Origin of the sequence: Mixta intestinalis (assembly GCF_009914055.1) — a bacterium.
GTDB lineage: Bacteria > Pseudomonadota > Gammaproteobacteria > Enterobacterales > Enterobacteriaceae > Mixta > Mixta intestinalis.
The window spans coordinates 2,990,470-3,016,583 of record NZ_CP028271.1 but is presented as its reverse complement, the minus strand read 5'-3'; the positions used below and the strand labels follow the sequence as shown (position 1 = coordinate 3,016,583).

General features: G+C 53.6%; 26 protein-coding genes, 1 tRNA gene, 1 pseudogene and 1 riboswitch. Of the genes and pseudogenes, 12 read left to right on the top strand and 16 right to left on the bottom strand.

Annotated features, from left to right (window positions below; genetic code table 11):
• Positions 1-12 precede the first annotated feature (12 nt).
• The 6 genes from C7M51_RS13920 to C7M51_RS13895 are packed head-to-tail and all read right to left on the bottom strand — an operon-like array spanning position 13 to position 5,731.
• Positions 13-3,138 (bottom strand): ImcF-related family protein, encoded by a 3,126-nt coding sequence (locus tag C7M51_RS13920; protein WP_160622340.1) that lies wholly within the window; start codon positions 3,136-3,138, stop codon positions 13-15.
• A complete protein-coding gene (locus C7M51_RS13915) occupies positions 3,135-3,587 on the bottom strand; it encodes a hypothetical protein (protein WP_160622339.1) in 453 nt (150 codons plus the stop codon). Before C7M51_RS13915 ends, C7M51_RS13920 begins: the two co-directional genes overlap by 4 nt.
• Positions 3,553-4,269, bottom strand: a complete 717-nt coding sequence (locus tag C7M51_RS13910; protein ID WP_160622338.1) for a hypothetical protein — start codon at positions 4,267-4,269, stop codon at positions 3,553-3,555. Before C7M51_RS13910 ends, C7M51_RS13915 begins: the two co-directional genes overlap by 35 nt.
• Before the next feature lie 2 nt (positions 4,270-4,271).
• Entirely contained in the window at positions 4,272-4,397 is a 126-nt protein-coding gene (locus C7M51_RS13905; protein WP_160622337.1) for a PAAR domain-containing protein, read from the bottom strand.
• 38 nt (positions 4,398-4,435) lie between these two features.
• Positions 4,436-5,428, bottom strand: a complete 993-nt coding sequence (locus C7M51_RS13900; protein ID WP_160622336.1) for an SEL1-like repeat protein — start codon at positions 5,426-5,428, stop codon at positions 4,436-4,438.
• Positions 5,429-5,431: 3 nt separating this feature from the next.
• Positions 5,432-5,731: a hypothetical protein gene (locus C7M51_RS13895; RefSeq protein WP_160622335.1), complete on the bottom strand. Its 300-nt coding sequence runs from the start codon at positions 5,729-5,731 to the stop codon at positions 5,432-5,434.
• Between the two features lie 3 nt (positions 5,732-5,734).
• On the opposite strand from C7M51_RS13895, the pseudogene C7M51_RS22770 reads away from it, so the two are divergent.
• The 3 genes and pseudogenes from C7M51_RS22770 to C7M51_RS22765 all read left to right on the top strand — a co-directional run.
• Positions 5,735-6,094: pseudogene (locus C7M51_RS22770) on the top strand (STM2901 family protein); the annotation flags it as partial.
• A 9-nt stretch (positions 6,095-6,103) separates the two neighbouring features.
• Complete coding sequence (locus C7M51_RS13890) at positions 6,104-6,370, top strand: DUF1493 family protein (RefSeq protein ID WP_425281017.1); 267 nt, start codon at positions 6,104-6,106, stop codon at positions 6,368-6,370.
• Positions 6,337-6,420 carry a DUF1493 family protein gene (locus tag C7M51_RS22765; protein ID WP_425281016.1) on the top strand — a complete coding sequence of 28 codons (84 nt, stop codon included), beginning with the start codon at positions 6,337-6,339 and terminating at the stop codon, positions 6,418-6,420. The genes C7M51_RS13890 and C7M51_RS22765 overlap by 34 nt, the downstream gene beginning before the upstream one ends.
• A gap of 93 nt (positions 6,421-6,513) precedes the next feature.
• On the opposite strand, the gene C7M51_RS13885 is transcribed toward C7M51_RS22765, so the two are convergent.
• Positions 6,514-6,589, bottom strand: a tRNA-Ile gene (locus C7M51_RS13885).
• Between the two features lie 2 nt (positions 6,590-6,591).
• On the opposite strand from C7M51_RS13885, the gene C7M51_RS13880 reads away from it, so the two are divergent.
• Together C7M51_RS13880 and mug are read left to right on the top strand one after the other, a co-directional pair.
• Positions 6,592-6,768: a hypothetical protein gene (locus C7M51_RS13880; RefSeq protein ID WP_160622334.1), complete on the top strand. Its 177-nt coding sequence runs from the start codon at positions 6,592-6,594 to the stop codon at positions 6,766-6,768.
• A gap of 41 nt (positions 6,769-6,809) precedes the next feature.
• A complete protein-coding gene (gene mug, locus C7M51_RS13875; RefSeq protein WP_160622333.1) occupies positions 6,810-7,328 on the top strand; it encodes a G/U mismatch-specific DNA glycosylase in 519 nt (172 codons plus the stop codon).
• A 135-nt stretch (positions 7,329-7,463) separates the two neighbouring features.
• On the opposite strand, the gene rpoD is transcribed toward mug, so the two are convergent.
• The 3 genes from rpoD to rpsU form a co-directional block, all read right to left on the bottom strand.
• A complete protein-coding gene (gene rpoD / locus C7M51_RS13870; protein WP_160622332.1) occupies positions 7,464-9,308 on the bottom strand; it encodes an RNA polymerase sigma factor RpoD in 1,845 nt (614 codons plus the stop codon).
• Between the two features lie 270 nt (positions 9,309-9,578).
• Entirely contained in the window at positions 9,579-11,324 is a 1,746-nt protein-coding gene (gene dnaG, locus C7M51_RS13865; protein WP_160622331.1) for a DNA primase, read from the bottom strand.
• Between the two features lie 121 nt (positions 11,325-11,445).
• Entirely contained in the window at positions 11,446-11,661 is a 216-nt protein-coding gene (gene rpsU / locus C7M51_RS13860) for a 30S ribosomal protein S21 (protein ID WP_001144069.1), read from the bottom strand.
• Between the two features lie 301 nt (positions 11,662-11,962).
• On the opposite strand from rpsU, the gene tsaD reads away from it, so the two are divergent.
• Complete coding sequence (gene tsaD, locus C7M51_RS13855) at positions 11,963-12,979, top strand: tRNA (adenosine(37)-N6)-threonylcarbamoyltransferase complex transferase subunit TsaD (RefSeq protein ID WP_160622330.1); 1,017 nt, start codon at positions 11,963-11,965, stop codon at positions 12,977-12,979.
• A gap of 470 nt (positions 12,980-13,449) precedes the next feature.
• Here tsaD and C7M51_RS13850 read toward each other — a convergent pair whose 3' ends face one another.
• Together C7M51_RS13850 and plsY are read right to left on the bottom strand one after the other, a co-directional pair.
• Positions 13,450-13,659, bottom strand: a complete 210-nt coding sequence (locus tag C7M51_RS13850) for a hypothetical protein (RefSeq protein WP_160622329.1) — start codon at positions 13,657-13,659, stop codon at positions 13,450-13,452.
• Between the two features lie 309 nt (positions 13,660-13,968).
• Positions 13,969-14,568: a glycerol-3-phosphate 1-O-acyltransferase PlsY gene (plsY, locus tag C7M51_RS13845; RefSeq protein WP_160622328.1), complete on the bottom strand. Its 600-nt coding sequence runs from the start codon at positions 14,566-14,568 to the stop codon at positions 13,969-13,971.
• Between the two features lie 107 nt (positions 14,569-14,675).
• Between plsY and folB the strand changes: the two genes are divergently transcribed.
• Entirely contained in the window at positions 14,676-15,029 is a 354-nt protein-coding gene (gene folB, locus C7M51_RS13840; protein WP_160622327.1) for a bifunctional dihydroneopterin aldolase/7,8-dihydroneopterin epimerase, read from the top strand.
• A 173-nt stretch (positions 15,030-15,202) separates the two neighbouring features.
• Entirely contained in the window at positions 15,203-16,021 is an 819-nt protein-coding gene (bacA, locus tag C7M51_RS13835; RefSeq protein WP_160622326.1) for an undecaprenyl-diphosphate phosphatase, read from the top strand.
• Between the two features lie 52 nt (positions 16,022-16,073).
• Here the strand turns inward: bacA and C7M51_RS13830 are convergent, their stop codons facing one another.
• Both C7M51_RS13830 and C7M51_RS13825 read right to left on the bottom strand, forming a co-directional pair.
• Positions 16,074-17,300 carry a multifunctional CCA addition/repair protein gene (locus C7M51_RS13830; protein WP_160622325.1) on the bottom strand — a complete coding sequence of 409 codons (1,227 nt, stop codon included), beginning with the start codon at positions 17,298-17,300 and terminating at the stop codon, positions 16,074-16,076.
• Positions 17,301-17,486: 186 nt separating this feature from the next.
• A complete protein-coding gene (locus C7M51_RS13825; protein ID WP_160622324.1) occupies positions 17,487-18,107 on the bottom strand; it encodes a TIGR04211 family SH3 domain-containing protein in 621 nt (206 codons plus the stop codon).
• Positions 18,108-18,313: 206 nt separating this feature from the next.
• On the opposite strand from C7M51_RS13825, the gene C7M51_RS13820 reads away from it, so the two are divergent.
• From C7M51_RS13820 to hldE, 3 genes are all read left to right on the top strand, one after another.
• Positions 18,314-19,618: a CYTH domain-containing protein gene (locus C7M51_RS13820; protein ID WP_160622323.1), complete on the top strand. Its 1,305-nt coding sequence runs from the start codon at positions 18,314-18,316 to the stop codon at positions 19,616-19,618.
• A 19-nt stretch (positions 19,619-19,637) separates the two neighbouring features.
• A complete protein-coding gene (glnE, locus tag C7M51_RS13815) occupies positions 19,638-22,496 on the top strand; it encodes a bifunctional [glutamate--ammonia ligase]-adenylyl-L-tyrosine phosphorylase/[glutamate--ammonia-ligase] adenylyltransferase (protein ID WP_160622322.1) in 2,859 nt (952 codons plus the stop codon).
• A gap of 84 nt (positions 22,497-22,580) precedes the next feature.
• Positions 22,581-24,002: a bifunctional D-glycero-beta-D-manno-heptose-7-phosphate kinase/D-glycero-beta-D-manno-heptose 1-phosphate adenylyltransferase HldE gene (gene hldE, locus C7M51_RS13810; RefSeq protein WP_160622321.1), complete on the top strand. Its 1,422-nt coding sequence runs from the start codon at positions 22,581-22,583 to the stop codon at positions 24,000-24,002.
• Between the two features lie 70 nt (positions 24,003-24,072).
• Here the strand turns inward: hldE and ubiK are convergent, their stop codons facing one another.
• Entirely contained in the window at positions 24,073-24,465 is a 393-nt protein-coding gene (gene ubiK / locus C7M51_RS22475; RefSeq protein ID WP_244323731.1) for a ubiquinone biosynthesis accessory factor UbiK, read from the bottom strand.
• Positions 24,466-24,611: 146 nt separating this feature from the next.
• Positions 24,612-24,761: riboswitch (FMN riboswitch) on the top strand.
• A gap of 99 nt (positions 24,762-24,860) precedes the next feature.
• Between ubiK and ribB the strand changes: the two genes are divergently transcribed.
• Positions 24,861-25,517 carry a 3,4-dihydroxy-2-butanone-4-phosphate synthase gene (gene ribB / locus C7M51_RS13800; RefSeq protein ID WP_160622320.1) on the top strand — a complete coding sequence of 219 codons (657 nt, stop codon included), beginning with the start codon at positions 24,861-24,863 and terminating at the stop codon, positions 25,515-25,517.
• A 137-nt stretch (positions 25,518-25,654) separates the two neighbouring features.
• Here ribB and C7M51_RS13795 read toward each other — a convergent pair whose 3' ends face one another.
• A complete protein-coding gene (locus C7M51_RS13795) occupies positions 25,655-26,041 on the bottom strand; it encodes a cell wall hydrolase (protein ID WP_160622319.1) in 387 nt (128 codons plus the stop codon).
• Between the last annotated feature and the right edge of the window lie 73 nt (positions 26,042-26,114).

The window sequence follows — 26,114 nt, the reverse complement described above, 5'->3', positions numbered from 1 at the left end:
TTTTTCCGGCTGTTAGTGCGCTGCATCCGTCTTTGTTGTTGAAGAGAAAGTAAAAACCGTATCCGGCAGATGAAAACTTTTCAGCAACAGAACATCCAGGGGATTTTGCTGCGCTGTGGTGTCCAGCAGGTAATTCAGCGGCAGTCCATCCTGTGCGGTCCAGGTAAGGCGATAGCGGTTATTTCCGAGCGATGTAACCCTTGCCTTCTCCAGCAGCCGGATAAATCCCCACTGACCGGGCCGGTCATCGTACAATCTGGCCCCGGCACTCAGGCTTTTCCACATGAGGGATGCGCCCGGTTTGTATGTTTCTCCCGGCCACTGGATCGTCTGCCAGAAGGGCATCTGGTTAAAATATTCCAGCGTCTGGCCGTCAATAAACAGGCGAGTACTTACTACTTCACGGGCGGTGCCGGGTTGCAGATAGAATGTTACGCCGCTGCGTTTACCAAACAGCATTACGCCGAGAGGGCTAAGGTGGTTCAGGGCCGCCAGAAAAGTCGGATTTATTGTCAGCCCTGGCGGTAGTTTCGCGGCGGGCTGCCAGCGGTTACTGCGGTATTCCAGTACCCCCTTTAGGTTCTGACTGATAAAGCGGTGGATTTTACCGCTGTCAGGGCGGATAAACTCACCAAGCTCTGCCAGATTACAGTCCGTCTGTGTGTTGCTGAACGGGTAGGTGTTATCGAAGTGTTGATGCCAGCTGTTGACGATGGTCTGCTGCCACTGGCTGTTCATCCGGCTTAGCCCCTGCTGCATAATCCTTTCCCAGGAGCGGCTGACAGGTGCGACAAAAATCGCATTTCTGGCAAGAGCGAGGTTTTTTCCCAGCTGGGCCTGTACACGCTCCGGCAGCTCAGCAGCAGTATTGTCGAGCTGGGTTCCCTGAAATACGGAGTTCATCAGCGCCAGCGTATTGTCGGAGGCTGAGTCTATTTTACGCAACCGATCCCGCTGTCGTTTGACTTCCGAGAGCCACTGCCTGAGCGTGGTACCATTACGTCCACTCTGCGGCAGCTCTTTTTCCATGCCTACCAGCCCGCCAAACACCGGGACCAGAAGCGAGTTAACACGGCCCTGAGCCTCATTGGGGCTGTCCGCCAGCCCCTGCCAGCTTAGCTGGTGCATCAGCGCCAACAACGGCGAATTGTTCGGGTCTGCCAGGCGGGCAAGCTGTTCACTGTTACTCTGGGAGATGTACGTTATCTGATTCAGCATCTGCTGCCAGGCTGCCGCATAGTCGGTAAAATAGCGCGTCCGAAGGCGCTGTCGAACGGCGTCAGGACTTAGCATATCCTGCTGCGGGCCCAGCACCCAGGCGGTTTGTTCCTGAATCGCTTTCACCTGTTGTTCAATCGCCGGGCGAACCAGCTCCTCCCAGACATTACGGGTGAAGGCTCCCGGAACAGGCACTTCGGACTGATAAAAGTCGTTCAGATTGGCGTCACCGCTCAGCCGGCTCAGTGATACATCTGCATAGCTGAGGCGAGCCTGATCGATTATCTGTTGGTAACGCTTCGCTTCCGCCTGTGGATTATTCATGCTCTCCGCCAGGCTGAGCCGGGTCTGCTGAATCAGGCGGACATCGGGCGCAATACGCAATGTCGGATGAGCATGGAGCTGTGAAATGAACCAGGCCAGATGCGATGCCGAAAGCCGGGGAAGGCGCGCTTTTAATTGCACGATAAGGAAGTTCTGGTCTGCCGCATCGATGATGTGCTCCGGCTGAGCCAGCATCAGCTGTGCTTTGAGGTGATTATAGCGGAGTAACGGATCTGTCGTAACGGACACAAGCCGTTGCTCCAGCGCCCGCTGTGCCGGTAAAGCTATCTGCGCTCTGGCCTGCCGGACATATTCCGACCTCAGGTGTGGCAGTAGCCTTCCGGAAATATCCATACCGAAGCGACGATACCACGGTGTTCCGGCCTGCTGTTGTTCAGCCAGCGTGCGAAGCTGTTCCTGTAACGCGTCCAGCTGCCGTTCATTTTGGGGAGAGGATGCTGAAAGCAGAGTCTGCGTATGATGCAGCAGGCTAATATTGCCATACCAGGATATCACGATTCCTGTAGCCCATAATGCCAGCAGCGCTTCCAGACACCATAGCACGATCGTGCGGGGAGCCAGCGTGGTGCTTTTTCCCGGCAGGCGGGCACAGTGCCCGGCAATGCCGCGCCAGATCGCACCCATACGCTGCCGGTACAGGAAGCCGGTATCGCCATTCACCAGCGGCGGGGTAAAAAGTACGCCGTGCAGCCGAAAAGAACAGGCGTCGTTCAGAAAAACGCGGAAGAAATTCAGCAGGCGTTCCACTCCTCCATGCTTTAGCTGCGATGAAAGGCGTAACAGATAGTCATGACGGGTATCCTGCATCACGTACTGCATCCCCGGCGCGATCATATTGTCGGTAAGCGTTATCAGGGAGGCCTGTAGCTGTGTGGTTGTAAATGCCTGACCAGAGAGCGCAGCGACCATTGGATACTCCGGTATTTCCTGCGGCCATTGCGTTTTGGCTATTTCCAGGCGATAAACCGGTGGCTGCCAGCGAAGCGCATGCTGTACTGACCACAGCCCACGCTGTAGGGCATCAATTTGGGGGACAGATTGCGTGGTGTCGTCCGTTATATGCACCAGGGCGTCAACGGGCCTGCGTCCCCGCAGGGCCCTTAGTGCCTTCAGATCAGACTGATTTCCCTCATGAGTGAGATCACCGCCCCACAGCAAAATAGTGTTGCCGCAGCGTAACCAGCCCTGCGAGGTTAGGCCTGGTGCAATCTGTTCGACCTGTGAAGGGGGGCCTGTCAACAGTAGCCAGGCATGTTGATGTTTCCAGCGCCAGCGGCTGTCCCGCTGCAAATGGCGTTTAAGTTCATCACTGTTAATCAGATACTGCGGTTGCGCCTGACGATCTTCTTCCGATAGCGGCGGCGCAATAATCCCTTCCAAATCGAGCTGCTGTGAGCTCCGACGTTGGATCCACACCCGTACCAGGATGAAGGCAAAAAGCAAAATGAAGACTACGATTAGCCATCCTTCTAAGGAAGGCGTATTCAGCGCCTTCGCCAGTGAGTGCGGCAACCACTCTGCGCGAAGCAGCCAGAGGGCGTTGCCGGCAAGCAACACCAGCATTAACCCGATCATCTGCGCTCTCCGGGGATTACCTGCTGTAGCCAGCATTGCCCCTTATAACCGGAGAAAAGCAGCGTGGGTGATGAGGCCTGTGTAGCCAAAGTAAGCTGCACTGCCGTTCGTGCTTCACCGGGATTACCCAGAGCGCTGTCTGCATCAAACAGCGCGGGACACGCCTTAAGCTGCGTTGCACGTAGTAATTGCAACGTTTCCGTTTGCTGCGCCGGTAGCTGGCTATAGCTGGCATGGCGTATTTTTTCGGCCGGAAGCTGTTGCGTAAACATTAGCGCCAGCGCGTCCGACAGGCGGGCATATGAGGTCAGCATCGACCGGGGCAAATGGCCTCGCGGACTAAGTTTGTGGCTGCGGCAGAATGCTACGGATGCCAGCAGCAGGCTGGCTGCTTCTTCACTGGCATCGGATCCTTCATTCAGTTCGGCAAAAATCAGGCAGGTCAGCATCTGGGGGGGGATTATCGCTTGCCGCCATCAGCCAGCCGGGGAGCCCGCTGTCGTCCAGCGATTGTAGTTCTGCCAGTGGTAATGCAAGCCGCTCTGCTTCCTTCTCAATACTGTCTTTCCAGATATCCGTTTCATTCTGCGGACATTGAAAATAAAGATTTACCGACGAGGGCAGGGAGTATCGCTGAATATACTCCGCGACAGGCGTCAGGACGGAAGAAAGCAGCGCACTACGTCGCTCCCATTGGGGCAATCCTTCAAGGGACTCAAAAACCAGGCGGTTGTTCTGATTAACCGGGAGGGAACCATTGGCCACCAAACTTGCGCCTTGTTCATCAGGCACCGTATGATGCGCACTCACCAGAATGCTGACTCCCTGATTTGTCCAGCGTTTCCACTGGTGGCGACGGGATGCCAGCGTGCGGTTACGGGTGTTAATGCGGAATGCCATAAGTTCGTATACAGATAGTCTGATACCCAAAAACAGCAGCCAGACGAGAAAAGGGCCGCCGCAGGCCACCTTAAACAAGTGCGATTTTTCCTGGAGTTCAGTATCGGACAGTATGTACACGGTCAGCATAAAACCAGTGACCAGAAAAACCAGTAAAGCCGCGCCCCACAGCCACCAGCGAGGAGCTCCAGGGAGCGGAACATCTTCCATGTCAGGGATCGTCCAGTTCATTATTACTTTTCCCCGGCGTTGCTCAGACTCGCGAGCAGGCTGCACCCACATTCGGTTTTAAACTGGTGCAATGCGGCCTGTTTGCCGTCAATAATGATCCTTGTGTTGCCCGGCAGGATGGCATTCACGCCATGTCCTGGAACCGGGCAACTGACTTTATCGTTAACTACCGCTGAGCTTTTTTATATTCAAAGGTGCCGTCCCATTCGGGTAATTCTGCTGGCGGCAGGGGAACAATTTTATCAATGTCCGGGAAGCGGGCGGACGGGTTGCTTCGGATCTCTTTATAAATAAGATCATAGCGGCGTGAGCGTTCAGAATCTTTATCCAGTGCCAGATAATCCCCGCGATTATCTGGAGAAGGCCCATTAAAAGCACCTGCCATTTGCATGGCTGAAATTTTATGACCTGCTTTTACGCCCAGCTGATAATAGACAATCGCGTTCTTATAATCCTTTTGGATAAGTTTATACCAGCCGGCCAGCCAGCCAGCCGCTTCGCCATGTCCTTGGTTTGCCGCACAGGCCAGCATCACTTTAGCTATTTCCGGGCGATAGGCCGGGTTAGGTTTAAAGTGCACCACATAAGGGTCTGGATTCGAAGTGTCCTCAAAACGTCCCGTTAAAAGTAATTCACCTATTACATACTGGCCTTCGGGATTACCCATATCCGCCGCCTTGCGGAAATAGGTAAGCGCGGCGGTTTTATCGCGCTTTACGCCGTAACCTGTTTCCAGATAATGACCCATCGCGTAATAGCCGGCCGGGATGTTTAACTGCATCATCTTTTCAGCAATGGCAATTACCTCTTCCGGGCGCGTCTTCCCATCAACCGGCTCTGCCAGCCGCTGATAGAGCATATTTTGCAGATTGATCATCGCCTTGTAGTGATCTTTCTCTGCGGCCTGGCGATAGAGATTAGCGATGGCATTATAATCTTTTGCTCCCGGTGCTTTCTGCATGGCGCGCGCCTGCTTAAACCACTTGTCTGCCTGTGGGTCCAGTGCTGGCAAGTGGTCAGCTTCATGGACGCAGGTAAAGGCCAGGTTTGCTTCCGTGGCGGCTACGGTTTTATTCATGTCGTCTCCCTGATTTTGATGGCAGCCTGACAGCCCTGTTAGACCGGCGATTAATACACTAACCAGTAATGCAGGTTTCATCCTTTAGTCCTTATCCTGTAATTTAGTGCTGTGGTCGATAAATTTGATCACGGATGACATTAGAGGTAAGCCCTGTGATTCTTTCCATAGCTGCGTATTTTCATTCAGTAATTTATCCCATGCATCAAATATTCCTTCGTAATCACTCCCTGTGCATCCGGCCCTATTGTTAGTACGCAATCCCCAAAGCTGATTACGCATAGCCGGAATAATATTGCTGTGGTCGGTATCCTGGATGGCAATAGCTGATTCGCTGTCAAATAGCATACTGCGTAAATTAATATTCGCCGAACCCTGAATCATAAATACGTCGTCCTGGATGAGTTCAGAAAACGATTTAAAATCATTGACGTGCTGGCTGTTGCCACAATGCTGGCAAGCCTACCGGTCATACCTGTTCGCGGTAAGCTGGATGCCAAACGAGCTACAAGAGGGACCAGCCCAATTTTATTGGCGTCGCGTACGTTGATACAGGCGAAATTTAAGCGTCCACATAAAACCATAACCCGGGCGCAATTACTTCGTGGAAACTGGGCTTATACAACCAGCGTAGGGGCATATGTTGGGCGCTGGGTGCCCTGGCTGGGTGCAGCTTTGACTTTATACGATTTAAATGTGATTACTCAAAACGTCATTCACCGTTATAAATTAATAACAGGGGGATAAGTGACAAATATGTGTAAAGCAAATTACGTCCATACGTTGCTAAAAAAATATTTTTGGGAAATGACAGATGACACCTCATTGAGTACAGGGGACCGTCCTGTTTTACCTGAAGAAGCCGCAGATTTTTTAAATGAGTATGCAGCCGCGCTAAACGTCGATATGACTCATTTCCATTTCAACCGGTATTTTCCGCGCGAAGGCGTACCGTACCGTTCCTGCCAAATGCTGTTTTGCCCGCTTTTATGCGCACAGAGCATCACGCACCAAAGCCGCTAACCGTAGCGATGTTGGTTGCCAGTGCTGAAGCGGGACACTGGGTCGACTAAGCATCAGATTTTTTCTTCTGCGACACTATGAAAAGCCAAATAAAAAAGCCGCCCTGAAAGGCGGCTTAATCGTATGATTTTAAAGCTAGAATATGGTGGCCCCTGCTGGACTTGAACCAGCGACCAAGCGATTATGAGTCGCCTGCTCTAACCACTGAGCTAAGGGGCCTTATGGAGCGGGATTATAAAGTAACTCGCCGGGGCAATCCAGCTATCACTTATCGGTTGGCGCTTTTTACAGCAATTCAATCGATTGAAAAACCTTCTTTTCTTTACCGCCGGGATAACAATGAGAAACGTCCCGAAAGAAAGGGGCCTTCTTCTGCGGTGCCGCTTGTTAAACTATGAGCCATAATGATGTCATGCTGATAAATAACAGGAGTGCAGGGATGAGTGAGCATGGAATTACCGACATTATTGCGCCCGGCCTGCGGGTGGTATTTTGTGGCATCAATCCGGGCAAATCCTCTGCCCATACCGGACATCATTTTGCCTATGCCGGAAATCGTTTCTGGAAAACGCTCTGGCTCGCTGGCTTTACGGAGCGTCAGCTGATGCCTGAGGAGGAGCTACATCTGCTTGATACGCGTTGTGGCATCACCAGGCTGGTTGATCGTCCAACCAAAGAAGCCAGTGAACTCTCCACCGGTGAACTGCGCGAAGGTGGAAAAGCATTAGTAGAAAAGATGCTGCGTTATCAACCGGCGGCGCTGGCGGTGCTGGGTAAGGATGCTTACAGGAAAGCATTTTGTCAAAGTAAGGTGGAATGGGGCAAACAGGAAGCTGCCATAGGCGAGACGGAGATCTGGGTGCTGCCTAATCCCAGCGGCTTAAATCGCATCACGCAGGAGAAGCTGACCGAGGCCTATCGCGAGCTGGAAACGGCGCTGACGCTACGCGGGCGTTAGCCCCGTAGCTTCAGGCGCTGGACTCAGCCAGTCACTTCAGCCGTAGACAAGTTTTACCTGCTTAGACGCCAGCTCCTACCAATAAAAAAGCCTCCCGCAGGAGGCTTAATGGTTACCTGGACAAGGCAAGGTAACTTAGTCGTCGAGGAAGCTGCGCAGCACTTCTGAGCGGCTTGGATGACGCAGCTTGCGCAGCGCCTTCGCTTCAATCTGACGAATACGTTCACGGGTAACGTCAAACTGTTTGCCGACTTCTTCCAGCGTGTGGTCAGTGTTCATGTCGATACCAAAACGCATACGCAGTACTTTCGCTTCACGCGCGGTCAGCCCGGCCAGCACATCATGCGTTGCAGAGCGCAGGCTTTCGGAGGTCGCGGAATCCAGCGGCAGCTCCAGCGTGGTATCCTCGATAAAATCGCCCAGATGTGAATCTTCATCATCACCAATCGGCGTCTCCATAGAGATCGGCTCTTTAGCTATTTTCAGCACCTTACGAATTTTATCTTCCGGCATCAGCATGCGCTCGGCCAGCTCTTCCGGCGTCGGCTCGCGGCCCATCTCCTGCAGCATCTGGCGCGAGATACGGTTGAGCTTGTTAATTGTCTCAATCATATGCACCGGAATACGGATAGTACGCGCCTGGTCGGCGATAGAGCGGGTAATCGCCTGACGAATCCACCATGTCGCATAGGTAGAGAATTTATAGCCACGGCGATATTCGAACTTATCCACCGCCTTCATCAGGCCGATATTGCCTTCCTGAATCAGATCAAGGAACTGCAAACCACGGTTGGTATATTTCTTGGCGATTGAAATAACCAGACGCAGGTTGGCTTCCACCATCTCTTTCTTGGCACGACGCGCTTTCGCTTCACCGATTGACATGCGACGGTTAATATCTTTTACCTGCTCGATGGTCAGGCCGGTTTCTTCCTCGATCTGCATCAGCTTCTGCATGCTGCGCTGGACATCTTCTTCCACGTCACGCAGTTTTTCAGACCAGGGCTTGTTCATCGCCAGCGCGGCCTGGAACCAGGTTTCGCTGGTTTCATTGCCGGTAAACAGCGTGATGAAGTTTTTCTTCGGCATTTTGCATAGTTCAACGCACAGCTTCATGATGATGCGTTCTTGCGTACGCACGCGCTCCATCATTTCACGCATGTTGTTGACCAGATAGTCAAACTGCTTCGGTACCAGACGGAACTGTTTAAAAACTTCCGACAGTTTTTGGATCTCTTCAATCGCATCCGCGTGGCTGCGGCCTTTGGCTTTAATCGTCAGACGCGTAGCTTCGTACTGATCGCGCAGTTCGATGAATTTTTCACGCGCCAGTTCAGGATCGATGCTGTTGTCGTCATCGCTGCTGTCGCTGTCATCATCTTCATCTTCATCATCGTCGTCGTCACGCTCTTCTTCAGAGAGTTCAGAGCCAACGTGGGTGGCGGTCGGTGCGAGATCTTCCTCGGCGTTAGGATCGACGAAGCCGGTAATCAGGTCGGAAAGGCGTGACTCGCCTGCTTCAACGCGATCGTACTGCTCCAGCAGATAAGTAATGGCTTCCGGGTATTCGGCGACGGAGCACTGTACCTGGTTGATACCGTCTTCGATGCGTTTCGCGATATCAATTTCGCCTTCACGCGTCAAAAGTTCTACGGTACCCATTTCACGCATGTACATGCGGACAGGATCGGTGGTGCGTCCGATTTCAGACTCTACGCTGGATAACACTTGAGCTGCCGCTTCAGCTGCATCTTCGTCCGTGTCGGCGCTGTTTTCGTTCAGCATCAGATCGTCGGCATCAGGCGCTTCTTCTACTACCTGAATGCCCATGTCGTTGATCATCTGGATGATGTCTTCGATCTGATCGGAGTCGACGATATCTTCCGGCAGATGGTCATTGACCTCGGCATAGGTCAGATAGCCTTGCTCCTTACCACGGGTGACAAGCAGCTTGAGCTGTGACTGCGGGTTTTGCTCCATAAGACGGTATCCACACTTCTGTTAATTTGATTGGTGTCGGGTCAGCCATAAGGGCCAACAATAACAGTTGAAGGCGTTTGGATTATTGCCGCTGCCCTCGTAGCGGCTGTCAGGGTCTGCCTGAGTATATATCGGCACTTAAGCCGCTAAAGTTTGCTGTGAGACTGGTCATGCTTATGCTGTTGCGTTCCGGCCTGCGCGGTGTATGCTACTAATGACGCGGTGCCGGGGCGTTGATAACGTCTCTCAATACCAACGCGTTCGCTAAATTTATTTCTTTGCCAGCGCCTGACTGAGCGAGCGTACCTCTTCCCGTTCTTCAGGGGTGAGGCCATGCGTTCTGGATCGGGCAATCAGCGCTTCCAGACGCTGCTCCAGGGCAGAATCATACATTTTCGCCAGGGAGTCCTGAAACATCGCGTCGACTTCCTCATCTACGATCATGTGGTTCCATGTTGCCAGCGTTTCAAGGTGCTGGCTAAAATTTGTTCCGCGATATAACTCCAGTAGCTGACCAGTGGTCAGGCCAGGATTAGCATTACAGCTGTTCACCAGTTCCATAAACAGCGGCAGCCCTGGCATATTCAGCTGCTCCAGCCCCTGTAGCGAAGGCACCATCGCCGCCAGGCGCGGATTTTGTACCAGCAGACCCACAAGTAGACGCATGGTGGTGCGTTTTAACGGGGGGGCTACCGGCTGGACGCCGCTTTCGGCCTGTTTTGGCAGCAGCTTTTCCAGCTGCCTGTCATCCAGAATACCGAGCATGTTGCCCAGCTGCTGACGCAGATAAATGCGCAATGTTTCGCCAGGAATCTGACCTATCAGCGGCAACGCCAGCGTACTCAGGCGCGTTCGTCCATCTTTAGTGCTCAAATCTACCTGCGGCAACAGCGTATCGAACAAGAAACTCGATAGCGGCATCGCCTGATCCATACGCGCTTCAAAAGCGTCCTTACCCTCTTTACGAATCAGCGTATCCGGGTCTTCACCATCGGGCAGAAACATAAAGCGTAGCTGACGTCCGTCATTCATGTAAGGCAGAGCGGTCTCTAAAGCACGCCATGCTGCTTCACGGCCGGCACGATCGCCGTCATAACAACAGATTACGTTATCCGTGCTGCGAAACAGCAGCTGAATATGGTCGGCCGTGGTAGACGTTCCCAGCGAAGCAACGGCGTAATCGACGCCAAACTGTGCCAGAGCCACCACATCCATATAGCCTTCGACAACTAATAGCTTCGCAGGTTCGGCATGCTGTTTCTGCGCTTCATACAGGCCATACAGCTGACGGCCTTTATGAAAAATATCGGTTTCCGGCGAGTTAAGGTATTTAGGAGTACCGTCACCCAATACACGCCCGCCGAAGCCAATCACCCGGCCCCGCTTATCGCGGATAGGGAACATCACGCGGTCGCGGAAGCGATCGTAGCTGCGGCCCTGATCGTTAGTGACCAGCATGCCCGCATCCGTTAGCGACTGACGATCCTCGGGATTACGTCCAAAACGCTTTAGGGCATTATCCCAGCCGGGCGGAGCGAAACCGATAGCAAAGTGCGCAATGACTTCATGACTTAACCCGCGCTGATGCAGATAGGCGCGTGCTGATTCTGCCTGCGGCTGGCTCAGCGCCTGCTGATAAAAATCAGACAGACCGGACATCAGCTGATACAGGCTTTGACGCTGATGGCGTTCCAGCTGGCTTGGGCCGCTGCCTGCTTCATAAGGCACTTCCAGCCCATGCTGCGTTGCCAGCTCTTCAATGCTTTCGACAAATTCCAGACGATCGTAGTTCATCAGGAAATCGATCGCGTTGCCGTGTGCGCCACAGCCGAAACAGTGATAGAACTGCTTTTCGCCGTTAACGGTGAAGGAAGGGGTTTTTTCGTTATGGAAAGGACAACACGCGTGGAAATTCTTACCCTGCTTTTTCAGCTTAACGCGGGCATCGATCAGATCCACAATGTCCGTGCGGGCAAGTAAGTCATTGATAAATACGCGTGGAATTCGTCCGGCCATAAGCCCCGTTTTCTTCGCTCATAAACGAAAATAAGCCGCGCTTCCTTCCGGAAAGCACGGCCTCTAACTTGACTCTGTCTGCGTTTAACACGCGATGGAAGCGCGGTGCTTCCGGAAGAAATTAGTACAGACGAGTGCGGCGTGCGTTTTCGCGAGCCAGTTTCTTGGCGTGACGCTTAACAGCAGACGCTTTAGCGCGCTTACGTTCGGTGGTCGGTTTTTCATAAAACTCACGACGACGAACTTCAGCCAGAACGCCTGCTTTTTCGCAGGAACGCTTGAAGCGACGCAGTGCTACGTCGAACGGCTCGTTTTCACGTACTTTAATTACCGGCATGTAACTCTCACCTCGATAGAATTCGGTCTTTTGCTGACGTCGGCGTCAGCTCATTTCAAAATGGTGCGGAATTTTACAACAATAGCGGCTGCGTTGTAAAGCAACATTGAGCGTTGCAAACCAACAGCGGGCCTGGCCGCTGCCGATTTTTTGCAGGCGGAGGAGTATAGCGTAAAGCTTTCATCGTCGTTCAAAGTTTTTTCGCTTTTTGCTCATAAAAGAGACAGCATCTGATAAAAGCGCGTCAGAGTCGCGATGGGCTGTGATACACTGCGCGCCGCAACTGAGAGGTAAAGCAACCATGCGCGTTCTGGGTATTGAAACATCCTGTGATGAAACCGGTGTCGCCATTTATGACGATCGGGCCGGTTTACTCGCTAATCAACTCTATAGTCAGGTGAAAGTCCATGCCGATTATGGCGGGGTGGTGCCGGAACTGGCTTCGCGCGATCACGTGCGTAAAACGGTGCCGTTAATTCAGGCTGCGTTGCAGGAGGCGGGGCTGGAAGGCAAAGATATTGACGCGGTTGCCTGGACCGCTGGCCCAGGTTTAGTCGGTGCGCTGCTGGTTGGCGCGACCATTGGCCGCTCGCTGGCGTTTGCCTGGCAGGTTCCCGCCGTGCCGGTACACCATATGGAAGGGCATCTGCTGGCACCGATGCTGGAAGACAATCCACCGCAGTTTCCCTTTGTCGCACTGCTGGTCTCTGGTGGCCATACGCAGCTAATTAGCGTGACCGGTATCGGTGAATACAGCTTGCTGGGCGAATCAATTGATGACGCCGCAGGTGAAGCCTTCGATAAAACCGCTAAGCTCCTGGGCCTGGATTATCCCGGCGGGCCGATGCTGTCGCGTATGGCGCAGCAGGGAACGGCAGGGCGCTTCACGTTTCCGCGTCCGATGACTGACCGGCCTGGTCTGGACTTCAGCTTCTCAGGTTTAAAAACCTTTGCTGCCAATACAATTCGCGAGAACAGCGACGATGCGCAAACGCGCGCGGATATCGCCCGTGCTTTTGAGGATGCGGTAGTGGATACGCTGGCGATTAAATGCAAACGCGCGCTGGATCAAACCGGTTTTAAACGCCTGGTGATGGCGGGCGGCGTCAGCGCTAACCGGACGTTGCGCCTGAAGCTGGCGGAGATGATGCAGGCGCGGGGCGGCGAGGTTTTTTATGCCCGTCCTGAATTTTGTACCGATAACGGCGCGATGATCGCCTATGCCGGTATGGTGCGTTTAAAAGGCGGTACTCGCGGCGATCTCGGCGTCAGCGTGCGTCCGCGTTGGCCACTGGCTGAACTACCGGCAATTGCCTGAGCAGGGCGTTTTTTCACAACGTAACCATCTTGCGCCAAAGGGCTGGCAACTTAATAAGTAGCCGCCCTTGTTTGTTATTACGTTAGCGGATTATCTGACAGCTTATTCAGGCGTTATGGCGTTTACTGTTTTGTGCGTTCAGCTCGTTTTAACGCCGTTATCTGATTTAAGAAAGCAACCGATTATGATTGCTGGTTCGTTTATTGTAGCAGGATAATAAGTCCGATCGCTTATGACGTTGCTTAGTAATACCAGCTTAGATAAGTAGTATTCGCAACCTGTGTATTAAAAAGAACGGACCTGTTCCGATTATATTCTGGTTTGTTTTTTTATATCAGGAAAATATGCAGCGAAGATAAATAACGAAAGTCATCATTGTATCGGCCTCGCATGTGGCGTCAATAAACGAGGCCGGGTAAATAACGTCGATATACTGGCAGCAGCAATTCGACGTTATTCACATTTTCTGATTAAGGTTTGCTGGCGCCTACCATAGATCCAGGAGGAGTCAGTTCAAAGCCAAACAGTTTGGCGATGGGGTTCAGGAAATCATAAATCGCGTTCTTAACGATATCTAAAACTTGCTGCCACTCAGGTACATCGTTATGTATTTTTCCATCCTCGCCCAGATAAGCGCCACCGCTGACATGATTGATTTCACGCGTAGTAAGATTTCTCATTTTTGTTTTCCTTTTAAGGTGTTAGTGAGTTACTTGTAAAACACAACTACCTTAATAAAATAAGCGGTGCTTACTATCGTAAAAGTTTTATTTGCGAACGAAAAGAGGATAAAAAGAAATATAAACTATTCCTATAGTTAATTAATTATTTCTTTTGGTTTAATGTTGATGTCGGCAGCGTTTATCTGCTGGACGATTGAGCTTAACGAATAAAAGATGGAAAGTGATTATTTTATGCCTTCACCAGGCATTTTTCCCGCCATCGTAATTTGTCAGTCGACGTGAAATATGCCAGCGAATAAAATAAGCTCAAGGCTTACGCTTTTTTTTCCAGATTTTTGATTCCTGTCCGCGCCACAGACGCTGAATATTATCATGATGGCGTAACAGTATCAGGCAGGAAAGCATCGCGACCGGGAAGGTAAACTGCGGCTTGAACCACCAGACATAAAAAGGCGCAATCAGCGCGCTGACGATAGCACCCAGCGATGAATAGCCGCTCAGCAGCACGGTCAACAGCCAGGTTCCGGTCATCAGGCCGGTCAGATCCCAGCCGATAGGCGCAATGGCACCCAGTGCCGTAGCCACGCCTTTACCGCCGCGAAAACGAAAGAAAACGGGATAGATATGGCCCAGGCAGGCAGCAATTGCCGTCAGACCAAGATAAACCGGAGAAACGCCCATTTCATAAGCCAGCCATACCGGCAACATCCCTTTCAGGATATCGAACACCAGCACCGCCGCCGCTGCGCCTTTACCACCGATACGCAATACGTTTGTGGCACCGGGATTGCCTGACCCGTTATGGCGCGGATCGGGGAGGCCTGCGAGCCGACACACCAGGATGGCACTGGAGACAGAGCCGCACAGATACGCGAAAATGATCATACCAAGCGCGATTGCACTCATAACACCGTTCCGTTTCGTAAGGGTCGTTTTAGTCTCATCATCTGTGGATAATACGCATAATTCGCCGGAAGTGGTATCCGGTTAACGCAAAAACAGAGACTGCCATCATGGATATCGTATTTATAGAACAGCTGTCGGTAATCACTACCATTGGCGTTTACGACTGGGAACAGACTATTCAGCAGAAGCTGGTTTTCGATGTCGAAATGGCCTGGGATAATCAAAAGGCGGCGGCCAGCGATGATGTGAATGATTGTCTGAGCTATGCCGACGTTGCCACTCTGATTATCGACCATGTTGGTCAGGGGCGTTTTGCGCTGGTAGAAAGGGTAGCGGAAGAGGTGGCCAACCTGCTGTTAACGCGCTTTGGCTCGCCCTGGGTACGTATCAAGGTCAGTAAGCCTGGCGCCGTTGCCCAGGCCGCTCGGGTAGGCGTCATTATTGAGCGCGGAGCCCGTTAGCCCCGGCGGGGACTATTCTGAAATAGATCCAATGTGATTGCTATCACAATGAAACCGAACCACATTATGGCTGTCATATAGCTGGCATAACGCTGAGTTGGCATCTTTTCTGGCGGTTACGTTTCGAACGTCCGCCTTTTTAATGGCTAAAACATTAGGGTAGAGGACTTTTGATGGCAGATATTCATCAGCTCTGGGTGGCTGCAATTCTCGGCATTGTCGAGGGGCTGACAGAGTTTCTTCCTGTCTCATCCACCGGTCATATGATCATTGTTGGACATCTGCTGGGTTTTGAAGGCGATAAGGCAGAAACGTTTGAAGTCGTGATTCAGCTTGGATCTATTCTTGCCGTGGTGGTTATGTTCTGGCGGCGGCTGTTTGGTCTGATTGGTATTCACTTCGGTCAGGTTAAGCATGAAGGTAGCGGAACCGGTCACCTGACGCTGATTCATATCCTGCTGGGCATGGTCCCTGCGGTAGCGATCGGGCTGATCCTGCACGATCAAATTAAGACGCTCTTTAATCCTGTCAACGTGATGTATGCGCTGATTGTCGGCGGCGTACTGTTGCTGGTGGCTGAGTTTCTGAAGCCCAAACAGCCGAAAGCGCCGGGTATCGATGACATCACTTACCGCCAGGCTTTCATTATTGGCTGCTTCCAGTGTCTGGCTCTCTGGCCGGGATTCTCTCGTTCTGGCGCAACAATCTCCGGCGGGATGCTGATGGGCGTGAGCCGTTATGCCGCTTCAGAATTCTCCTTTATTCTTGCCGTGCCGATGATGATGGGCGCTACCGTACTCGATTTGTATAAAAGTATGGGCTTCCTGTCGATGGACGATCTGCCGATGTTCGCCGTGGGCTTTGTCACTGCGTTTATCATTGCGCTGCTGGCGATTAAGTTCTTCCTGCATCTGATTAAGCGTATCTCCTTTGTGCCTTTCGCCATCTACCGTTTTATCGTTGCCGCTGCGGTTTACCTGGTTTTTGTCTAACGCAGCAGACGATTAAAAAAGGAGGCATCAGCGCCTCCTTTTTTTATCCCTGTCAGCCACGGCTGGTACGCCAGTTATCCAGCGCTTCGATCCGACGCCGGGTCAGCTCCTCGCGCACCTGAACGCCTTTAAATCCAGCTTCGATAACCGCTTTGGTCGGTACCGCCAGCGCGATCTGAAACGCCTCGCGCAGGTAAATGCCTTGAGGATAAGGATTATTCTCCCAGCCGGTGCGTCCGCGCGCATCCGCTTCGCTGGTTTGCGCCAGCTGCTCAACCCGCAGCGGTTTGCGCCAGGCATCGATGCGATCGAACAGGGTAATCAGCCGCTCTGTTGGCTGTTTCTCAATGGTGTGCACCATATCGTGAAATTCCGCGACCAGCATGGCGAGATCGCGCAGCTGGTTGGGGATACGCAGACGGTGGCACATCGCCTCCACCAGCGGTACGCCAGCAACGCCATGACCGGGATGGCTGGGCCATTTTTCCGGCGGCGTCAGCCCCTTGCCGACATCATGACAGAGCGTGGCGAAGCGCACATCCGGTTCTGGTGTGAGCTGAGCGGCGATCGCCAGCGTCATCAATGTATGCACGCCGGTATCGATTTCCGGGTGCCATTTAGCCGGTGCCGGGACGCCAAACAGCTTATCGATCTCAGGAAAAAGTACTGCCAGCGCGCCGCAGTCGCGCAGCACCTGAAAATAAACCTGCGGGTTACGGGCGCGCAGCGCGTTCTCCGTCTCTTTCCAGACGCGCTCGGCGGTTAAGTCGGCGAGTTCACCGCCGGTAACCATCTGACACATTAGCGCCTGGGTTTCTTCGGCAATGCGAAAACCCAGGTGCGCGTAACGGGCAGCAAAGCGTGCCACGCGCAGCACGCGCAGCGGATCCTCGACAAAGGCCGCTGAGACATGGCGCAGCAGGCGCTTTTCCAGATCCTCACATCCGTGGTAAGGATCGATATAGTTGCCCGCCTCATCCTGAGCGATAGCGTTGATGGTCAGATCGCGCCGTTGCAGATCCTGCTCTAAGGTGACATCAGGCGCTGACCAGGTGACGAAACCGGTATAACCGCTGCCTGATTTGCGTTCGGTACGCGCCAGCGCATACTCTTCCCGGCTTTCAGGATGCAGAAAAACCGGAAAGTCGCGGCCCACCTGCTGGTAACCCTGCTCCAGCATCATTTCAGGCGTGGCGCCGACCACGACCCAATCTTTGTCTTTGACCGGCAGCTTAAGTAAACCATCGCGAACCGCGCCGCCGACAAGATATGTTTTCACTAAGGAACTCCAGTGTTCAGTCAATTAAATATCAGGCGTACCGGTATCGGTTTGCCGTACCGGTAGCTTAAAATCGCTTCCTGACAGTTATTCTGGCACAACAATCGCAGAATGACGGACATGACAACAGCAGGGCCGCCTGTAAGCCCTGTTGCCGTGGAGACGAAAATGGGGAAAAACGGCTGGTTAATTCATCCAGCGGTTGTTTTTCTTCCGGCGTGGAATCATGTGCGGCAGCAGCAGACCCAGCAGTAAACCTACGCCTGCAACACCACCGCCATACATAAACCACTGCATAATAATGGTACGTTGTTTGTCATCCAGCTGCACATTCGCCGCGTTAACTTTCTTCTGTGCGACGATCAGCTGGTTTTTCAGCTGCTGGTTTTCTTCTTTCAGGCCGTTAATCACACTATCGCTGGCCGCAACTTTCTTCTGCATATCCGCCGTGCGCTGATTCCAGCTGTTGTCAATATTTGCCAGCTTATCGGTCAGATCTTTAACCTGCTTCTCAAGCTGCGGCACACGTGTACGCAGGCTCGGCTCGGCGCTAAGCTGCGCCAGTGGGATCCAGTTGGTTTTGCCTTCTGCATCACGAATCTGTCCATACTGGCTTTGGCTGTTGGTCTGTAACAGCGTGACCTGTTCGCCTGCGTTCAGCTTGCCGACCAGACGATATTGATCGCCGGGGCCGCTGCGAACCCAAGTAGATAACTCATCAGAAATATAACGTTTCTCTTCGGCATGGACGGGCAAAGTAACGCTGAATGTCAGCAAAGTCAGAGCAATAAGGTGTGATTTATTCATTCGATATCGTTTTTTCATGTGTTCCGGAAAATTTTAGGGCACAGTCTGGATAGGCTACGCAAAAATCTGAATGAGAACTATCCTGGTCTCAAGCTGATGCGGCAACGCTCGCGAATACATAATAAAGCAGAGACAGCAGAGGGTTATCTGCATTACTCTTCGGCTTATTCCTGAAATCTGCGCCAGTGAAAGATGAATGAAAAATTATGACCATTGAAATCGAGTTAAAGTTCATTGCAACGCCTCAGGCGGCGGATCGGCTTGGCAGTCAACTGGCTGCATGGCCCCATCAATACAGCGCACCGATAGCGTTAACTAACATCTATTATGAAACGCCCGACAATCAGCTGCGCCGCTGGGATATGGGGTTGCGTATCCGTGGCATCGGGGAACGTTATGAAATGACCCTGAAAACGGCAGGCCAGACGATTGGCGGTTTGCATCAACGCCCTGAGTATAACGTCGAGCTTACCCAGCCGGAACTGGATATTACCCGCCTCCCGACAGAAGTCTGGCCTGAGGGAAGCGATATCAACGCGCTGCAACAGCAGCTAAAACCGTTGTTTACCACGCATTTTGCGCGTGAGCGTTGGTTGGTCAGCTATGGTAACAGTGAAATTGAAGTTGCGCTGGATCGGGGAGAGGTTAGCGCCAACGCGCTGAGCGAACCGCTGCATGAAATTGAGCTGGAACTGAAACAGGGTGAGCTGGCGGATGTACTGGCGTTGGCCGCCGAGCTGGGCAAGGCGGGAGGGCTGCGTCCAGGTAGCCTGAGTAAAGCTGCGCGCGGCTACTGGCTGGCGCAGGGTAAACCGGAGCAGCCGCTGCGTCCGTTACCGGTGTTACAGGTAAAACCTAAGGCAACGATCGAAGAAGGAATGCAGGCGGCGCTCACCCTGGCGCTGAAGCACTGGCAATACCATGAAGAGCTGTGGCTACGTGGAGAAACGGCGGCGCAGGGTGCCGTGCTGGACGCGCTGGAAACCGCAAGGCAGGCTTTTTCGCTATTCGGTGGGCTGGTGCCGCGCAAAGCCAGCAGCGCGCTGCGACAAAAATTAACCAGCCTGCTTGAGACGCTGGAGCAGAAACAGCCCGAAGCGCAAGCGATATGCTATAGCCCGCTCTGGCTGGATACCCAGCTGAGCTTAACCGCCTGGCTAAGCAGCGCTGGCTGGCAACCCTTTATCGATGCGAAAAATGCTGAGCGGCTACAGGGTTCTTTCAAACGCTTCGCCGATATTATGCTGGGGCGCGTGGCCGCCGATCTGAAAGAGACCTTCAGTACGATACGCCAGCACAATGAATATCAGGATAAGTCGGTACGTCTGACGCATCATCTGCTGACGGTACATCTGCTGGCAGGTGCCTATCCCTCCGCAGCGGTGGATAGTTGGTTACAGGGCTGGCAGCAGCTGGCACAGGCAATTCGTAATCATCACGATCGTGAGCTGGATATGCTGTGCCGTCAGGCGCTAAGGCAACCTGCTTTTTGGCTTAACGGCAAGGTCTGATTAACGTTAGGGAGAAGTTATGTTGCCAACATTTCATGGACCGCTGCCCGCGCTACTGCAATCGCAGGCGGAAAAAGCGGCGGGGCGACTAAACCGTTCGCTTGCGTCTCTGAATATGCAGCAGCAGGCGGTACTGGCGTTCAGCGATTTTATTACCGATAGCCTGCTTCAGCATCCGGAATGGTGGCAACAGCTGGAGCAGGAAAAGCCGCAGCCTGATGAATGGTGCCACTATGCCGACTGGTTAAACGCCGGGCTGCAAACGGTCAGCGACGAAGCGGCGCTGATGCGGCAGCTACGCCTGTTCCGGCGGCAAATGATGGTACGTATCGCCTGGATGCAGGCCATAGGCGAAAGCAGTACCGAAATGTCGTTAAAACAGCTCAGTACGCTGGCCGAGACGCTGATCGTCGCCGCGCGCGACTGGCTGTGGCAGGCGTGCTGCATTGAATATGGCACGCCATGCAATGCTGCCGGTGAGCCTCAGCCCCTACTGATTTTAGGCATGGGCAAACTGGGCGGCGGCGAGCTGAATTTTTCTTCTGATATCGATCTGATTTTTGTCTGGCCAGAAAATGGCGTAACGCACGGCGGACGCCGCGAATTAGATAACGCGCAGTTTTTTACCCGCCTTGGCCAGCGTTTGATCAAAGTGCTCGATCAGGCAACCGCGGACGGCTTCGTATATCGTGTGGATATGCGTCTGCGTCCCTTCGGGGATAGCGGCCCGCTGGTACTCAGTTTTGCCGCGCTGGAAGATTACTATCAGGAGCAGGGGCGCGACTGGGAGCGCTACGCGATGGTGAAAGCGCGCCTGATGGGCGACAGCGACGATCGCTGGAGCCAGGAGCTACAGCAAATGCTACGCCCCTTTATCTATCGTCGCTACATCGATTTCAGCGTTATACAGTCGCTGCGCAACATGAAAGGAATGATAGCGCGCGAGGTGCGCCGTCGCGGTCTGAAGGACAACATTAAACTGGGCGCTGGCGGTATTCGTGAATGTGAATTTATCGTACAGGTTTTCCAGCTAATTCGCGGTGGTCGTGAACGCACGCTGCAACAGCGCGCGTTATTGCCAACCCTTGCCGCTATTGAAGAGCTGAACCTGCTGACTGAGCCGCAGGTTAGTGCGCTACGCGGTGCTTATCTCTTTTTACGCCGCCTGGAAAATCTGCTACAAAGCATCGCTGACGAGCAAACGCAAACGTTGCCGACGGATGTGCTAAATCAGGCGCGTCTGGCGTGGGCGATGGGCTTTGCTGACTGGACGGCGTTGCTTGAGGCGCTGGAACAGCAGATGGCACAGGTGCGGCTGATCTTTAACGAGCTCATCGGAGAGGATGTCCCGGAGAGCGCGGAAGAGAACGACAGCCATGAAATGGCTGAGCTGTGGCACGATAAGCTGGATCAAAGCGATCTGGACGCGCTGCTGACGCAGCTTGATGAAGCAGCAAGGGAGCGCCTGTTCCGCCTCCTGACTGATTTCCGACGCGATGTTGATAAACGCACTATCGGACCACGGGGAAGGCTGGCGCTCGATCAGCTGATGCCGCGTTTGCTGAATGAGGTCTGCGTACGTGCTGATGCCGATCTTACTCTGGAACGCCTGATTCCGCTGTTGCTGGGCGTAGTGACCCGTACTACCTATCTCGAACTCTTGACGGAGTCTCCCGGCGCGTTACAACAGCTTATTCGCCTGTGTGCCGCCTCACCGATGATCGCCAGCCAGCTGGCGCGCTATCCGCTGCTGCTGGATGAGCTTCTTGATCCCGCTACGCTTTATCAGCCAACCGCGACCGATGCCTACCGGGATGAGCTGCGTCAGTATCTGCTGCGTATCCCGGAAGAGGATGAGGAACAGCAACTGGAAGCGCTGCGCCAGTTTAAGCAGGTGCAGCAGCTGCGCATTGCCGCCGCCGATATTGCCGGTACGCTGCCGGTGATGAAAGTCAGCGATCATCTTACCTGGCTGGCGGAAGCGATTATTCAGGCAGTGGTGCAGCAGGCGTGGAATATGATGGTTCAGCGTTACGGCAAGCCATCACATCTGCAACAAAACGAGCGCGGCTTCGCCGTTGTCGGCTATGGCAAGCTGGGCGGCTGGGAGCTGGGATATCGTTCCGATCTCGATCTGGTTTTCCTGCACGATTGTCCGATTGATGCCGTTACCGACGGCGAACGGGTTATTGACGGGCGTCAGTTCTACCTGCGCCTGGCGCAGCGCGTGATGCATCTGTTCAGCACCCGTACCTCATCGGGCATCTTGTATGAGGTGGATGCGCGTCTGCGGCCTTCCGGTTCAGCCGGTATGCTGGTCAGTACCATGGACGCGTTTGATGAGTACCAGCGTAACGATGCCTGGACCTGGGAACATCAGGCGCTGGTGCGGGCACGCATCGTTTATGGCGAACCCGCGTTGAATAAACGCTTTGAGGCCATTCGTCGCCATACGCTCTGCCTGCCACGCGAGGCGGCGACGTTACAAACCGAAGTGCGTGAGATGCGCGAAAAGATGTACGCCCATTTGAGCCATAAGCATAAGGGGCGCTGGGATATCAAAGCTGATGAGGGCGGTATCACGGACATTGAGTTTATTACGCAATATCTGGTGCTCCGTTACGCCGCCGAAGAGCCTGCGCTAACGGGTTGGTCTGATAACGTGCGTATACTTGAACTACTGGCGCGGCATGACAAAATCTCCCAGCGTGAGGCGGAGGCGCTAACGCAGGCTTACGTGACGCTGCGTGATGAGCTGCATCACCTGGCTCTACAGGAACAGGCGGGGCACGTTGCGCCGGATGCCTTTATGCACGAGCGGCAGATTGTTCAGGAGAGCTGGCAGCGCTGGCTGCTGGGCTCTACAACGGAAGCCTGAGGAACCTGATGCGCGCCGCCGCGTTTTGACGCAGCTATGTTATTATCGCGCGCAATATTTTTACTGCAGTCTGGAGTCTCTGTAATGAAAGTGACACTGCCCGAATTTAACCGTGCAGAAGTGCTGGTCGTCGGCGATGTGATGCTGGATCGCTACTGGTATGGCCCTACCAGCCGTATTTCCCCGGAAGCGCCGGTACCGGTCGTGAAAGTGGATAACGTTGAAGAACGTCCGGGCGGCGCGGCAAACGTGGCGATGAATATTGCTGCGCTGGGTGCCTCTTCACGCCTTATTGGCCTGACGGGAACCGATGATGCGGCGCGGGCGCTGGGCTTAAGCCTGCAAAACGTCAACGTAAAGTGTGATTTCGTGGCGCTGTCGACCCATCCAACCATTACCAAGCTGCGTATCCTTTCCCGTAATCAGCAGCTGATCCGGCTGGATTTTGAAGAGGGTTTTGACGGTATCGATCCTGAGCCGTTGCACCAGCGTATCGCCGCTGCGCTGCCGCATACCGGCGCGCTGGTGCTCTCGGACTATGCGAAAGGGGCGCTGGCAACCGTACAGCAGATGATACAGCTGGCGCGTGCGGCAAAGGTGCCGGTGCTGGTGGATCCCAAAGGAACCGATTTTGAACGCTACCGGGGCGCTACGCTGCTGACGCCTAATCTTTCTGAGTTTGAGGCCGTGGTAGGTAAATGTCAGAACGAGGCGCAGATTGTTGAGCGTGGTATGCAGCTGGTTGCTGATTATGAGCTGTCGGCGCTGCTGGTTACCCGCTCAGAAAACGGCATGACGCTGTTGCAGCCAGGCAAAGCGCCGCTGCATCTGCCTACTCAGGCGCAGGAGGTCTATGACGTGACCGGTGCGGGCGATACCGTCATCGGCGTGCTGGCCGCCTCGCTGGCAGCTGGCGACGATCTGGAAGCTGCTTGCTTCCTGGCAAATGCTGCCGCAGGTGTGGTCGTGGGCAAACTGGGCACCTCCACCGTTTCCCCGGTTGAGCTGGAAAATGCAATTCACGCTCGTCCTGAGAGCGGCTTCGGCATTATGAGCGAGGCGCAGCTGAAAGAAGCCGTTGCGCTGGCGCGTCAGCGCGGAGAGAAGGTGGTGATGACTAACGGCGTGTTCGATATCCTGCACGCCGGGCATGTCTCTTACCTTTCTAACGCACGTAAGCTGGGCGATCGTTTAATTGTTGCGGTTAACAGCGATGCCTCGACAAAACGACTTAAAGGTGACAGTCGTCCGGTAAATACGCTGGAAAACCGAATGATCGTGCTGGGTGCGCTGGAAGCGGTCGACTGGGTCGTTTCCTTCGAAGAGGATACGCCGCAGCGGCTGATCGCTGGTATTCTGCCGGATCTGCTGGTGAAAGGTGGGGACTATAAGCCGGAAGATATTGCCGGAAGTAAAGAGGTGTGGGCTAACGGCGGCGAAGTACGCGTGCTGAACTTTGAAGACGGTATTTCTACTACCAATATCATCAAGCGTATTCGTTCTTAAACCTCAGCGGGAAGGTTATCCGGCAGGCAAAAGCGTTAACGCTCGCCCGCCGGTATTACCGCCTCCGCCGTTACTGCGGATCTTCCTTTTTAACTTCATCGTTCAAAAGCGGCGGCGTTTGATAAGAGGAAGGCGACGCGGGCGTTTGTGGTGTTGCGCTCGCGGTTTGCGGCGCGGCGGGTGCCATTGCCGGAGACGAGGCCGACTGCGTAACCGGTTTTCCGCCCTGGCTTTCCAGCGCGGCAAGACGTTGCTCCAGTGCGGCCAGCTTTTCACGGGTGCGCAGCAGCACCTGTGTCTGCACATCAAACTCTTCGCGATTTACCAGATCCATGCGCGTCAGCTGCGCCTGCAAAACCTGACGAATCTTTTTCTCCACGTCATCGCCAAACTCACGAATGCCTCTTGGCATTGCCTCGTGCACCTGACGTGCGAGTTGTTCAATTTTTTTCGGGTCAATCATGGCGGTTTCCTGGTCGCAACAAAGATAACATAAGTGTAATGCCTGTCTGGAAAAGGATAAACCTAAAATGGCGGCGGCATAAATTGAGTAAGCATATGTTGCGATTGGGCGTTGCCGAGCTGGTTTTTTGGCGTTATAGTGACTTCGCTTATTCTCAGGGCGGGGCGAAATTCCCCACCGGCGGTAAATCAGCGTAGCTGAAAGCCCGCGAGCGCTTCCGATCTCCGATTGGAAGGTCAGCAGATCCGGTGTAATTCCGGGGCCGACGGTTAAAGTCCGGATGGGAGAGAGTAACGGTTCTGGTCGGGCATTCGCTCGCCTCGCGTTATTTTTATGCACTCCTCAAGCACGCCCTGGTTCTGGTAACCACAATATAAATAAGGACTTTTTTTACCATGAATCAGACGCTACTTTCTGAATTTGGCACGCCTGAACAGCGTGTAGAACTGGCCATCGCAGCATTACGTGAAGGCCGCGGTGTAATGGTACTGGACGACGAAGATCGTGAAAACGAAGGTGACATGATTTTCGCAGCGGAAACCATGACCGTCGAACAAATGGCTTTGACCATTCGCCACGGCAGCGGCATCGTCTGCCTGTGCATCACCGAGCCTCGTCGCCAGCAGCTGGATCTGCCAATGATGGTGGAAAATAACACCAGCTCCTTCGGAACCGGCTTTACCGTTACGATTGAAGCGGCACAGGGTGTAACAACCGGCGTTTCTGCAAAAGATCGTCTGACCACCATTCGCACTGCTATTGCAGATAATGCTAAACCCAGCGACCTGAACCGCCCCGGCCACGTATTCCCGTTACGTGCGCGAGAAGGCGGCGTGTTAACGCGCGGCGGCCATACTGAAGCGACTATCGATTTAGTCACCCTGGCCGGTTTCAAACCTTTTGGCGTACTGTGCGAGCTGACCAATGACGACGGTACGATGGCGCATGCGCCGGAGGCGATTGTGTTTGCTAAACAACACAATATGCCAGTCGTAACCATTGAGGATCTGGTTGCATGGCGTCGTAGCCATGAAACCCGCCAGGCCAGCTAATTACTGACGCCTCTCCTCCGCTGTTAAAGCGACTGAAAAGCCGGGCTCTGCCCGGCTTTTGTCTGTGAAGCTTTAGCAAGATAAGGCAGGAGAACGCTATTACCGCTCCTGAAAGCGGATCGCAAGCCGTAACGCAGCTACTCTCTTCGGGCATAAAAGACATGGCTGCCGATAGTGGCGGTGCGGGCGAATTCGTTGCGCCAGACGGGCGTAACGGTCTGGTTGTGATAGTAGGTTGCGCCGTTAGTCACATCAGAAAGCTCGCCGTTAATAATCTGGTGAGCTATCTGTTGTGCCCGCTGCCAGCTTTTATCGCTACCGGGTGGATAGCGCCAGGCGGTTTTTGTCAGGTGCGTCCAGGAAAATTGTCTGGGCGCATACACTACCGGGCAGATTTGATTAATATCCCAGTTAGCGCGATTCATTGTGACTGAAGCGACGGCGATTTGCCCTTTCAGCGGTTCTCCGCGTGCTTCATGATAGATATTCAAAGCCAGACATAGCAGGGCACCTTGAGCCAGCATAGTATTTCCGTCATTGTCCAAACAGAGCGACAGTGTACGAAGCGACAGTCGGCCAGAATAGCAGACAGCGCCT